At 53.0% G+C, this 10,994-nt stretch carries 13 protein-coding genes, 1 tRNA gene and 2 pseudogenes; 8 read left to right on the top strand and 8 right to left on the bottom strand.

Features of this window, described 5'->3' with window-relative positions; all coding sequences use genetic code 11:
• Positions 1 to 73: 73 nt before the first annotated feature.
• A pseudogene (locus Q1A89_RS20200) lies at positions 74 to 616 on the top strand (DUF6161 domain-containing protein); the annotation flags it as partial.
• A 925-nt stretch (positions 617 to 1,541) separates the two neighbouring features.
• Here the strand turns inward: Q1A89_RS20200 and Q1A89_RS20195 are convergent.
• The 3 genes from Q1A89_RS20195 to Q1A89_RS20185 form a co-directional block, all read right to left on the bottom strand.
• A complete protein-coding gene (locus Q1A89_RS20195; protein WP_299732823.1) occupies positions 1,542 to 2,591 on the bottom strand; it encodes a hypothetical protein in 1,050 nt (349 codons plus the stop codon).
• Between the two features lie 744 nt (positions 2,592 to 3,335).
• Positions 3,336 to 3,971: a recombinase family protein gene (locus Q1A89_RS20190; protein ID WP_299732821.1), complete on the bottom strand. Its 636-nt coding sequence runs from the start codon at positions 3,969 to 3,971 to the stop codon at positions 3,336 to 3,338.
• Positions 3,968 to 4,111: a hypothetical protein gene (locus tag Q1A89_RS20185; protein ID WP_299732819.1), complete on the bottom strand. Its 144-nt coding sequence runs from the start codon at positions 4,109 to 4,111 to the stop codon at positions 3,968 to 3,970. The genes Q1A89_RS20190 and Q1A89_RS20185 overlap by 4 nt, the downstream gene beginning before the upstream one ends.
• A 57-nt stretch (positions 4,112 to 4,168) precedes the next feature.
• Between Q1A89_RS20185 and Q1A89_RS20180 the strand changes: the two genes are divergently transcribed.
• The gene (locus tag Q1A89_RS20180; protein ID WP_299732817.1) at positions 4,169 to 4,474 is read left to right on the top strand and encodes a hypothetical protein; all 306 of its coding nucleotides are present in this window, start codon (positions 4,169 to 4,171) and stop codon (positions 4,472 to 4,474) included.
• A gap of 5 nt (positions 4,475 to 4,479) precedes the next feature.
• Here Q1A89_RS20180 and Q1A89_RS20175 read toward each other — a convergent pair whose 3' ends face one another.
• Complete coding sequence (locus Q1A89_RS20175; RefSeq protein WP_299732814.1) at positions 4,480 to 5,199, bottom strand: hypothetical protein; 720 nt, start codon at positions 5,197 to 5,199, stop codon at positions 4,480 to 4,482.
• Between the two features lie 257 nt (positions 5,200 to 5,456).
• On the opposite strand from Q1A89_RS20175, the gene Q1A89_RS20170 reads away from it, so the two are divergent.
• From Q1A89_RS20170 to Q1A89_RS20150, 5 genes and pseudogenes are all read left to right on the top strand, one after another.
• The gene (locus Q1A89_RS20170) at positions 5,457 to 5,693 is read left to right on the top strand and encodes a type II toxin-antitoxin system ParD family antitoxin (protein WP_299732811.1); all 237 of its coding nucleotides are present in this window, start codon (positions 5,457 to 5,459) and stop codon (positions 5,691 to 5,693) included.
• Entirely contained in the window at positions 5,690 to 5,983 is a 294-nt protein-coding gene (locus tag Q1A89_RS20165) for a type II toxin-antitoxin system RelE/ParE family toxin (protein WP_299732808.1), read from the top strand. The genes Q1A89_RS20170 and Q1A89_RS20165 overlap by 4 nt, the downstream gene beginning before the upstream one ends.
• A gap of 202 nt (positions 5,984 to 6,185) precedes the next feature.
• Entirely contained in the window at positions 6,186 to 6,518 is a 333-nt protein-coding gene (locus Q1A89_RS20160) for a hypothetical protein (protein ID WP_299732805.1), read from the top strand.
• Between the two features lie 122 nt (positions 6,519 to 6,640).
• Positions 6,641 to 6,901, top strand: a complete 261-nt coding sequence (locus Q1A89_RS20155) for a hypothetical protein (RefSeq protein ID WP_299732802.1) — start codon at positions 6,641 to 6,643, stop codon at positions 6,899 to 6,901.
• Positions 6,898 to 7,935 (top strand): annotated as a pseudogene (locus Q1A89_RS20150) (recombinase family protein); the annotation flags it as partial. The gene Q1A89_RS20155 and the pseudogene Q1A89_RS20150, both read left to right, overlap by 4 nt.
• A 105-nt stretch (positions 7,936 to 8,040) precedes the next feature.
• On the opposite strand, the gene Q1A89_RS20145 reads toward Q1A89_RS20150, so the two are convergent.
• From Q1A89_RS20145 to Q1A89_RS20130, 4 genes are all read right to left on the bottom strand, one after another.
• On the bottom strand, positions 8,041 to 8,247 hold the full coding sequence (locus Q1A89_RS20145; protein ID WP_299732799.1) for a hypothetical protein: 207 nt from the start codon (positions 8,245 to 8,247) through the stop codon (positions 8,041 to 8,043).
• A gap of 184 nt (positions 8,248 to 8,431) precedes the next feature.
• A tRNA-Ser gene (locus tag Q1A89_RS20140) sits at positions 8,432 to 8,521 on the bottom strand.
• 156 nt (positions 8,522 to 8,677) lie between these two features.
• Complete coding sequence (gene ychF / locus Q1A89_RS20135) at positions 8,678 to 9,775, bottom strand: redox-regulated ATPase YchF (RefSeq protein ID WP_299732796.1); 1,098 nt, start codon at positions 9,773 to 9,775, stop codon at positions 8,678 to 8,680.
• 48 nt (positions 9,776 to 9,823) lie between these two features.
• Complete coding sequence (locus Q1A89_RS20130) at positions 9,824 to 10,027, bottom strand: hypothetical protein (RefSeq protein WP_299732793.1); 204 nt, start codon at positions 10,025 to 10,027, stop codon at positions 9,824 to 9,826.
• Positions 10,028 to 10,168: 141 nt separating this feature from the next.
• Here Q1A89_RS20130 and trpA point away from each other — a divergent pair, with 141 nt between their 5' ends.
• Positions 10,169 to 10,960 (top strand): tryptophan synthase subunit alpha, encoded by a 792-nt coding sequence (gene trpA, locus Q1A89_RS20125; protein WP_299732790.1) that lies wholly within the window; start codon positions 10,169 to 10,171, stop codon positions 10,958 to 10,960.
• Positions 10,961 to 10,994 lie beyond the last annotated feature (34 nt).

The following is a 10,994-nucleotide window of genomic DNA, read 5'->3' as shown; positions in this document are numbered from 1 at the left end:
GAAAAGCCCCGTCGCATTCGAAAGAAAAGTGGCTTAAACGAGCACTTGGGGCGGCACGAAAGCGCGACAGGTCCAGTCTGACTACCAGGCACACATCAAACAAGATGCCCCTGTCGTGCTCTGGGGACAAAGGGCCGATACACACAACAAAAGATCAATGCGTTTTCTTTGGGCGTTCATTATACTTGGCGGTGTTACAGTGTTATCTGCAATTGCAACAGCGGTGCAGTATGGTCGCAGGATTGCGGACGCGTTTTCAAGGCAGATTTGCGTAACCGAAAACAACATGGAGCGTTGCGAGCTCGGGTTCAGCTATGAAGGTCCAATTTTGGTTGCCAGCATTTTGGTTACGTTTTCCGTACTTCTGTGGGCAGTTCGCCTCCAATACAGAATGTTTCTTAGCGAGCGACATCTCTGCCTAGATGCAGAGGAAAAAACCGCTTTTGCGAAGTCATTTGCTGCCATGTCGCAAGATCGTTCTGTCTCCGGCGAAAACGAAGCAATTGTCTTGGCAGCCCTATTCAGACCGACACCGGACGGCATCATAAAGGATGAAGACGGGGGACTTGATCCTTCAATTGCAGCGGCGCTAGCAAAGATATTAAGTCGCCCGTAACACACCGTCGTTGCTGAATTTCCCGAGGCCAGGTGCTTATGAGACGCAGCGTCCGTGTTGGGCTGACTCCAGTCAACCAACCAAAACTGTCATATGCTTGTAAGGAGCCCATTAAATGCTACGGTTTGCTCGAAGATCAGCATCCGTCAATTCTTAGCGGGCGAAGATAGCTGCATGCCAAGATGCTGATGAGAAAAATCTCAGTCTGTAACGTCTCCAAGAGCGGATGGGCTCACATCAACAACAAGACGTTCAAAGCCGGGTCTAAAGTGCCAAAAGCATAGAAGATATGTACATTAGTGCTGCACACACCAACCAATTCACAACAATAAACACTATCGTCGGAACGGAAAAGAATTGAGCTTGCGAGTTGCTTTTCAAGCTGGAAACAGAAATCAAGCCAATGACACCCGCTGTCGCGGCCAACAAAGATAGTACTAGACGATCAGGTCCAGTGCCCCCGAGCAGCTGTTCCAAAATCCAATTCGGAAGGTTGGGCCATCCAGACGCTTCTGAAGCGGTTAGCCAAATAACTAAGGCAACAAATGAGGCAGCGAGAACGCTAAAGAACCAGGTGGAGACTAGCGCTGTCACCCAGTGCTTGGCTCTCACCTCGTACTCCATATTCATTCGGACAGGCACTACACCAATTAGGGTGCCTATCCACATTAGCGCAAGGAGGGAACCAATTCCGACCAAAACTAGAGTCGATACGTCAAGCGCTCCGTCTCCTCCTTGGCCCAAAAAGGTCAAAAAATGAAAGGGTACAACGAACCATATTGCCTTTGTCACCGTCTCCCAACGCTCGGGCGCGGTGTTTGCCTGTGGGTCTGCTAGCATTGGATTCCTCGTCGCAATCAAAAGCTTGACAAAGCTGGGAAATGACTCTGCCACGTTTTGCGCTTCTTTAGTAAACATGATAAACTTACTCGACGCCCCAGCGCAGTCGAATGAAGCCGGCAGTTACATTATCTACAACCTTTTTGACAACCATTTCGCTGAGTGTCGGCGAAAATTCGCCGGTTGAGGCGAGTTGCTCAGCTTTTCGGCGATGCGCATCGTCCCCGCCAAAGAAAACCTGCACCGCGCTCGCTTCTCGACCAGTGGGAATCGGAACTGGCATACCGATACACTGTTCTTCTTGGCCGTTTATGTAGTGTAGTGACGACATCAAGCTGGACACCTCCGCATTGGCGAACGGCTGATCGAGAGGAATTTCTGTAGGCTGAGTTCGAGCGTATGCTGGTGAACCTATGATAATGCCAGCAAAGCCCTCACTTGCTTCTGATAGGACCCTTGCAAGCAGCCTCGGCGGAACGCCCTCCCGAGGAAACGTGTTGTAAATCTCGCTTGTCACAAGGACCCGTTTACCATCGCGACGAGCAAATACCTCTCTAGTTTTTATGCATTCGGATGCATTTTTCCTTGAAAATTCAAAATGATACTTCTTCAATGTTTCGTTTGATTGCCGATTTATCGGCAAAGCATGAAACAATGCGAAGTCGCCCTCAGATACAAAACGGTGATTGATACCGTCAGCCTCAATAAAAGTCTGTTCACCATCTATGACGAAACAAGCAGTCGCTGGAACGCGCGCGCGATATAACGATACAAAGGCCGGTTCGTGATGTGAGACTGATCTCGTCTGCGTGGTTATTGAAACTGCTTCTTCACCGGCACGCGGCACCGTCAGGTTCAACCATGGCTCACTTCCTACGCCTGTTCGAATGAAAAGCCTACCCTTTGAAGAGTATGCCAGATTTTCGCCTTCGGCCATGGTCAATTCAGTTCCATCGCCACCTGGTCCATTCATATCAAGCAGGCGCACGCGAACCGCGTCTCGTTCTCTTCCACTAGTTGAATAGTAGATTCCGTTTTTGTCGATTCCATTGTTGCTCGGCAGCATGGACACATCGCATGTTGCGAAAGCGGTTATTGGGTATGAAATCAAGAACATGGCAGCGAACAGCTTCATCCTACGTCTCCGAAAATTAATAATTTTTCCAATTCTTCCATTGGACCGGAGCACAATACACGCACAAGTGTCAATACTACGCTACTCTGCCAAAACTCCTCTTTCCAGTTTGCTTGAATTCCAGGGATGCAATCGGCCTTGGGTCAATGTTCTTGCCGCCGCTTCGAGGTCTCCTCAGAAAAAGCATTAATCCATCCCCAGTTCTTGATCGAGTCGTCCCAGCCGCGTATTGCGCGCGGTTTCTGTGGAACTCTGTCGCCCCGACTAGGTTTCCTCTACTTCGCCTAAAAAACCAAACCAACTTTGACATAGTACAGTGGAATAAGTCTGCTTGACTGGCCGTACGAGTATGCTCAAAAATGTCTAAATTTCGGTTCTCTACTTGCGATCCATGTCCGTACCCATTGCAATTCAACAGGCCATGAGTGCTGTTTTTCAAATCGATATTCGGCTCAATCCAGAAAACTTTCAGGCCCCGGTCGTCCAACGTTAGTTGGTAAACGCATCGAAAAATTTGCAAGCAAAATCAAAAAATTAGTCATTTTCCTGGTCGTGTGTCAGAGTTTGTGCTTTGTGATTGTGATTGTGATTGTGATTGTGATTGTGATTGTGAAGAATTTGGATTTTGTATAAAGTAGTCCGATTTGGATGCGGATACTATATGCCCACACCATTTCTTTCTCGGAAGCAGAACAATTTAAGTGTGATCGAGTCGAATCCCTTCAAATTACTAGTTTCTTCGAACTAAAGCGGATTGAAGCAGTCGAGAGATAAGCGTCGCACACTCCTGTAAAGAGTGCTCTCAGACACATGAAAACGTTTGGCAATCTGACTGGCGGCTTGTCCTTCTTGCTGCATCCAACGATGCGCTTTCACTATGTCCTCAATCGACATAAGCCTCGGTCTGCCAACCCTTGATCCACGCTCACGGGCAGCGCGTAAGCCATTGCGCGTGTTTTCACGGATCAAGTCGCGGTGGAATTCAGCCACGGCAGCGAAGATATGGTAGATAAGCTTGCCGCCAGATGTAGCAGTGTTGATGCCTTCTGTAAGCGACCAAAACTGTACGTCTTGGTTGTCAAGGCGGGCCAGTAGATCAGCTAGGTGAAGCACAGAGCGGCCCAATCTGTCGAGCTTGTAGACAATAAGCATGTCGCCTTCGATGACGTGATTAAGTGCTTCTTCCAGTCCTGGCCTATCGGCCTTTCCGCCGGAAATCCCGTGATCGTAGAAAACCTTGTCGCAACCCGCAGCTTTGAGGCAATCAAGCTGCATGTCGAGTTTTTGGTCTTCAGTGGACACGCGTGCGTAGCCAACAAGCCGTGCCGTGGGTGCAAGGTCTTGAATTGGTCCCATGAGGAAGTTTTCTCGTCGGATCATGGCACTTCTCCTCTGGCAAAAACGAGGGGTTTTGCCAGTACACCATTTTCGGCCTCCTCATCTTTCATCACATCTTGAAAGCCCCAGAAAACAAGGCCTTGCGTTAGTCGAATTTTCATCATTTCGCTCCTATCGTTCATAGTCAATAACCCTCGGTTTTGATTGGAACATTTCGAGGTGGAGCAGCAAAGCTGAGCTTGCTTGCAGCGCTGTGTTGTCCACAGATTTCATATGCTGATGGCCTCACCGGAGCTGCGTTTCTCGAATGGGATGCAGAGCGACAGGCCAACTATTTGCAAACTCAGCTAGTAATGGCCGGGTCCATCGCTGCTCGTGTGAAGCCTGAGCTATCTGAATGTTTGGGGAAGAGCTTCTTTGCCGAGAACGGCGGCATCAGTGATGTGGGGCTAAAAGGAATACTAGAGAACATCCGGCAATTCCCAGACTTCCACCCTAGTTCTGTACTCGTCGTGACAATGGAGTCCGACTGCGGGTCTTTTTGAGGGCGCTAGAGTTGAGGGAATGCGGTTGGTGAAGTATCATTGGTGAAGGAAGCTGAGTCGACACCTCTGTCAGGCTCCACCACATTTGTAGGTTTGGTTGTTTTGATTTGCTCTAGGGCATCCCGCATTTCGTCTTTGGTCATCGGGATGTCGCCATCCTCATAGCTATCGCGCATGTCGCCAAGTGTGTCTTGACGGTATCCACGCCACGTATCTAGCGCCACCCGCGTGTCCTCTGCGGCGCTTTTGGCGGTGAGATAGTCATCCGCGCTGACTGCATTGGGCGGCCATACGATGTCATCTGCCAGTAGTCCGACGACTTCATTGCCATTCTCGTCGATTACACGGCCATCTTTTGCACTGAAGATGGCCTTGCCGTCGATCTTGGGCGCGCTTGCCCGCATGTCATCAAGTTCAGCCTCTGCTTGAGCCAATTGGTTTTCCATACGGGTGATTTCTGTATCGGCTGTTGTTTCCGCGTCGCTCAAGGCCGTGCCTAAGTCTTCGTGGAGCTTGCGATACTCTGGGTCCGTCATCAGCAAACGGTGCAGTGCATCACGATATGCCCTTTCTTTTTTGGCGGCCTGCTTGGCGTCAGAGTCGCGGGCGGCAGAAATTCCGAAACGTTGTATGCGGCCTGTATCGCGTCCAGCTATTTCGTTTTGGAGATCGTCGAAAGCTTGTCGATCCCGTTTGATACGACTTTCTATGTCCTCATCGCTCATGCCGTACCTCTCTTGGAAAGGTCGGTCGGGGTGATCACCCCGACGCTGCGAATGCCAGCATGCGCAGCGCTATCGATGCGCCCTTTAGCCTCCCATCTCAAATCAACCTTCTTACAATATATTGTATCCATTGATCAAAATTATACCGAATGATGCTTAAACAATCGTTAACCATAAGTTGCGGGTATAGTCTTGCGCATGGGCATGTTTGACAATATTTGCCAATATATGCCAAAATAGGAGAAAGGAGTATGACGATGGCCACGATGAACGTATCCCTCCCGGACCCGATGAAAGAGTGGGTCGAAACCCAGACGCAAGGCGGTCGCTACAGCAACGCAAGCGACTATGTACGCGATCTCATCCGTAAAGATCAGGATCGCAATGCTAAGATTACAGCCATGCAACGGCTTGTAGACGAGGCCCTTGAAAGCGGAATCGCCGAAGGCTTCACCATGGACACCCTGCAACGCCAACTTGATGAGGGTCTGTGAGCGGTTACAAAGTCAGCAAGAAAGCTGTGCGCGATATCACGAGTATTGGCGAATACACGCAAAAGACCTGGGGATTGCAACAGCGCCGGGCCTACTTGTCTGGTTTGGAGCGGGCTTTCGAGCGCCTGTCGCAATCACCAAAGCTAGCGCCGCTGCGCTCAGAAATTGATCCACCAGTCCGTGTCTACCGCTACGAAAGCCATTTGATCGTCTACAAGGATGACGAAGATGGCATTCTTGTCTTGCGCGTCCGGCACCACAGCGAAGACTGGATTGATAGCCCATTGTGACAAACCGAAATAAAACGCACGATTAATGTCATTTCCCATTTCCGACGCTTTGCGATACGTTTTCGACACAGCCAAAATTCAGTAAATTAGCAGTGCCAGACACAGTTTGGCAACGCTCTCGCCCTGACATGGGCTGTGCATTCATAGGGGTGCACGGGTCCTTCGTGTGCCTTCCTCCAACCTTTTGAAAAGGATTTTTAGCATGGGCAACACGCCACCTACGGACACACTGCGCGACGGGAACATCAAAGCTTCCATCTGGGAAAACACGGGCGAAAAAGGCCCGTTCTTCACAACGACATTTTCAAAGACATATCGCGATGCGGAAGGCAAAGTCCGCGATACGAACGGGTTCAATAAGGGCGATCTTTTGCGTCTGGCTGAACTGGCCCGCGCGTCATATTCGCGCACAGGTCAATTGCAGCGCGAGGTCGGGCAAAATGGTCCGTCCCGCGAAGAACGCATGGAGGAGTTGGCAGCACGGCAAAATGCGCAGCGCAATGATCGGGATCAGCAAGCTCATAGAGATCGATAACAACCAGAGATTGTCCTTGACAGAGTTCAAAATGTGGCTCAATGTTCTATTTTTGTTCTCGCAAGGGCAATCATAAACCGAAAGGAAAAACATGAACATTTAAGACACGAAAGTAGGAAGATGTGACGACGAAAGATATTGAAGTAACGAATACAGCGCAGAACGATTTTGCGGAGTTCGCGCACTACCTCGACGGCTCAGAAATTCCAGTGGATCAACAAGAGGAATTTTTGGCGCTGCTATGGTCCATCATGGTACAATTTGCAGCATTGGGCTTTGGGGCAGACACTGCCAGCCAGGCAATCAATGCCGTTCTGCTGGACCCAGACGACATAGACAAAGGGATCAAACTCAAAAACAGATTCAAGGAGGCCGCAGAATGAGCGTGATAGACGAAAAGGACCAAACCCAGATCACGAAAGCAGTTATTTACTGTCGCGTATCCTCCAAGCGCCAACTCAAGGAAGGGCATGGCCTCGACAGTCAGGAGACCAGATGCCGCGAACATGCCAAACGCTTAGGGTATGACATTCTCGAGGTGTTCCCCGACAGGGCCGTTTCGGGAGGCAAATTGCATCGCCCATCCTTCAACCGCCTATTGGCATTCGTTGAACAACAAGACACTGCCGTTGCCGTTATCATTGATGACATCAGCCGCTTCTCTCGGGACATCGAAAGCCACTGGGCATTGCGACGTGCTCTGAAATCTGTAGGCGGCAAGCTGGAAAGCCCGTCAGTGCAGTTTGGCGAGGACGCACATTCTATACTCATCGAAAACCTGCTTGCCTCTGTGAGCCAGCACCAGAGGCAACATAATGGTGAACAAACACGAAACCGCATGCGTGCGCGTGCGTCAAATGGGTATTGGTGCTTTCCGCCGCCTCCGGGTTATCAGTTCAATAAGTTGCCGACTCATGGGAAGGTGCTTGTCCCTAAAGACCCCATGGCAAGGATTATCCGCACTGCGCTCTCCGGGTTTGCTGTTGGTCACTTTGAAACGCAAAGCGAAGTGAAGCGCTATCTGGAAAGCGAGCCTAAATTCCCGAAGAACAAGCGCGGCGAAGTGCGCTATGAAGAAGTCATACGGCTTCTGACACGCCCCATCTATGCGGGTTATATCGACATCCCCAACTGGGGCATTCGCATGCTCAAAGGCCGCCATGAGGGCCTAATCAGTTATGATCAATACTCGGCGATCCAAAAGCGCATTGCAGATGGTGCGCGCGCGCCTGCCCGCAAAGACATCAGCGAAGACTTTCCATTGAGAGGTTTTGTGACCTGTGGCGACTGCGAAAAACCACTGACCTCCTGCTGGTCGAAAAGTAAGTCGGGTAAGAAACACCCGTACTACATGTGCTTTAACAAGGGCTGCGACAGCTACCGCAAATCCATTCGACGGGACGAAGTGGAGGGTGCATTTGAAAAGCTACTCCACGCGGTCGAGCCTGCACCCAGAATGCGTGATCTCGCCTGTGCGATGCTCAAGAAAGCTTGGAGGCAACACGAGGCGCGCGCCACTTCCTCACATAACGCCGCAAAGCGTGAGTTGACGCAGATCGACGAACAAATCCACGAGTTGGTGGATCGCATTCTCAAAACCACAAGTGACACCGTGTTGCGAGCCTTTGAGCAAAAGATCGAATCTCTGGAAGATCAGAAGCGGATATTGGCTGAAAAACTGGCCCGTGCGCCTAAACCAAAACGCTCGTTCGACGAAATGTTCGAACACGCGATGGCATTTTTGGCAAGCCCTTGGAAACTCTGGGCTTCTGACCGAATTGAGGACAAAAGAACTGTGCTGAAACTGACATTTGCTGAGCGTTTGGCGTATTGCCGGGATCAGGGGTTTCGAACACCCCAAATCTCTATGCCGTTCAAAATGTTAGGGGGCAATCACAGCGCAATGTGTGAAATGGCGGAGACGAAGGGATTCGAACCCTCGAGACGATTCCTCGCCTACTCCCTTAGCAGGGGAGCGCCTTCGACCACTCGGCCACGTCTCCGCTGACCCGTTTAGAGAGGCCCGGCATTGGGGGCAAGTGCAAACCTGCACCCAGCCGCGTCAAATCAAAACCCGTGACACATGATGCACCGCGGGCACAGACGCTGCATGTCCCGGCGACCAACCGGCCAGCACCAACCGCGCCCCATCCGACCGCTCAGGTGTTGAACAAAAAGTGCAGCACATCCCCGTCCTTGACAGTATATGCCTTGCCCTCTGCCCGCATCTTGCCCGCATCCTTGGCCGCCTGCTCTCCGCCCAATGCGACGAAATCGTCATAGGCGATGGTTTCGGCGCGGATGAACCCTTTTTCGAAATCGCCGTGGATCACGCCTGCGGCCTTGGGGGCCGAAGTGCCGGATTTGATCGTCCAGGCGCGCGCTTCCTTGGGGCCGACGGTAAAATAGGTTTCCAGATGCAAGAGGTCGTAGCCCGCGCGGATCAGGCGGTCGAGGCCCGCTTCGGCCAGCCCCATCTCTTCGAGGAACATCTGCGCCTCGTCCGGTTCGAGCTGGCTGATCTCTTCCTCGATCTGGGCCGAGATCACCACATGGGCGTTGCCCTGGGACGCAGCCATCGCAGCCACGGCCTCGGAATGCGCATTGCCGCTGGCCGCTTCGGCCTCGCCCACGTTGCAGACAAACAGCACGGGTTTCGACGTCAAAAGCTGCAGCATGGTCCACGCCTTGCGGTCCTCGGCGTCCACTTCGACCAGACGGGCGGGCTTGCCTTCTTCGAGTGCGGCCAGCGCGGCGCGCATCAGGCGTTCCTGCTGGACCGCCTCCTTGTCGCCGCCACGCACCTTGCGCACGATATTCTGCAGGCGCTTTTCGATGCTTTCGATATCGGCCAGCATCAGCTCGGTTTCGATGGTCTCGGCATCCGCCACCGGGTCGACACGCCCCTCCACATGGGTCACATCGCCGTCCTCGAAACAGCGCAGCACATGGGCGATAGCGTCAACTTCGCGGATGTTGGCCAGAAACTGGTTGCCCAGCCCCTCACCTTTGGAGGCCCCTTTCACAAGGCCCGCGATATCGACGAATGTCATGCGGGTCGGGATGATGGATTTGGACGACGCAATCGCCGCCAGGGTGTCGAGGCGATCATCCGGCACGGCCACCTCACCCACATTGGGCTCGATCGTGCAAAAAGGAAAATTGGCCGCCTGCGCCGCCGCCGTCTTGGTCAACGCATTGAAAAGCGTGGACTTTCCCACATTCGGAAGGCCCACAATGCCCATCTTGAAACCCATGTCAGCAACCCCTTGTCAAGCTGGCGCTGTCCTAGGGTGTCTGGTGGGTCAAGACAAGTCCCCGCGCTCGCGCCGGTCCTCACGGGCATGAAAGATCAGGAACCACGCCAGCAGGATGAACATCGGATGGGTCAGCCCGCCCGAAAAAATCAGGGCGGGGATCCAGATCAGGAACACCACGATGGCAAGGATCACGCGACCCGTCAGCAGGATCGACAGCGGCGGCAGCAGAATGGCAAGAATGTAGTTCATACGCCCCATATAGGAACCGTGCGGCGCAACGGGAGGGTGCAAACGCAGTTTTTTGCGCCCAGCCGCCTTCATTTGCTGCATTGATTTCCCCGCGTCTTTTCGGCATTGCGTCGCCAAAGACCACCAAAGGGGAGCCGGTCGATGAGCCGAATTGACGCCAAATTTCGCGAATTGAACGCAGCCGGTAAAAAGGCATTCGTGGCCTACGTGATGGCGGGCGACCCCGACTATGACCGCTCGCTCGAAGTGGTGCGCGGCCTGCCCGGCGCGGGTGTCGACATCATCGAACTGGGCCTGCCCTTCACCGATCCGATGGCCGATGGTCCGACGATCCAGTTAGCCGGTCAACGCGCCCTCGAAGCGGGGATGACGCTGGAACGCACGCTGGAACTGGCGCGCAGTTTTCGCGAACAGGATGACACCACCCCGATCGTATTGATGGGCTATTACAACCCGATCTATTCACGCGGTGTGGAAAAGTTCCTTGTGGACGCCAAAGCCGCAGGCATAGACGGTCTGATCGTCGTCGACCTGCCCCCCGAAGAAGACAACGAGCTGTGCATTCCGGCGCAGGCTGCGGGCCTGAACTTTATCCGTCTTGCCACGCCCACCACGGATGACAAGCGTCTGCCCCGCGTGCTGCAAAACACCTCCGGCTTTGTCTATTACGTCTCGATCACCGGCATCACCGGCGCGGCCGAGGCTGAAGCCACGGATGTCGGCCCCGAAGTGGCGCGGATCAAGGCGGCGACCGACCTGCCCATTATCGTCGGCTTTGGCATCAACACGCCCGAAAAATCCCGCGCCATCGCATCGGTGGCGGACGGGGCCGTGGTCGGCTCGGCCATCGTCAGCAAGATCGGTGCTGGTGACAGCACCGAAGACGTGCTGGCTTTTGTGAAATCCTTGTCGGACGGCGCACACGCGGCCTAACAAGCGCCAGGCTGGTGCAGCCCGGCATCCGCGC

Origin of the sequence: uncultured Tateyamaria sp. (genome assembly GCF_947503045.1) — a bacterium.
Taxonomy (GTDB): domain Bacteria; phylum Pseudomonadota; class Alphaproteobacteria; order Rhodobacterales; family Rhodobacteraceae; genus Tateyamaria.
Note: the sequence above shows the minus strand (reverse complement) of the source record. Positions and strands in the feature narration are given on the sequence as shown.